Source organism: Tsukamurella conjunctivitidis, assembly GCF_007858475.1.
Classification (GTDB): domain Bacteria; phylum Actinomycetota; class Actinomycetes; order Mycobacteriales; family Mycobacteriaceae; genus Tsukamurella; species Tsukamurella conjunctivitidis.
In genome coordinates this window covers 1-651 of the sequence record NZ_VIGX01000127.1, presented here as the reverse complement: position 1 = coordinate 651, position 651 = coordinate 1, and the positions used below count along the sequence as shown (strand labels likewise).

The 651-nt window shown below is 66.2% G+C and carries 1 protein-coding gene; it reads right to left on the bottom strand.

The features are described from left to right. Nucleotides 1-651, bottom strand: a 651-nt coding sequence (locus tag FK530_RS24685) for a carbon starvation CstA family protein (protein ID WP_331456379.1), incomplete at both ends; no start/stop codon positions are given.

Genomic DNA, 651 nt, shown 5'->3' with positions numbered 1-651 from the left:
CCCACGGCCAGCGTCGGGGCGCCGCCGGTGCGCGAGGTCACCGAGGGCTCGCCGACGTCCTTGGCGAGCATCGTGAAGGCCTCGGCACCCTCGTAGACCTTGTCGTTGCCCGCTTCGTCCCACGAGTCCCACTGGGCCTTGATCGTGTTCCCGTGGACGTCGGTGACACCGAGGTTCTGCACGGCCTGGGCCGTGTACTCAGCGCCTGCACCTGCGTCGGCCTTGACATCCGAGACACTGACGCCGGCCAGGTTGGCAACCGTCGCCTCGGAGGTGTTCATGCCGAAGTAGATGCCCTGGTTGAGGGAGACGGCTGCTGCGAGCGCCATGATGGCCACGAAGGACTCCATGAGCATGCCGCCGTAGCCGATCATGCGGACCTGGCTCTCCTTCTGGATCATCTTGGGTGTGGTGCCCGAGGAGACCGTGGCATGCATACCGGAGAGGGCACCGCAGGCGATGGTGATGAAGAGGAAGGGGAAGAGCGTGCCGGCGAAGACCGGCCCGTCGGTGTTGGAGGCGAACTCCGTGATGGCGGGCATCTCCACGACCGGACGCACGATGACGATCCCCAGTGCGAGGACGAGGATGGTCCCCACCTTCATGAAGGTCGAGAGGTAGTCGCGCGGGGTGAGCAGGACCCACACCGGC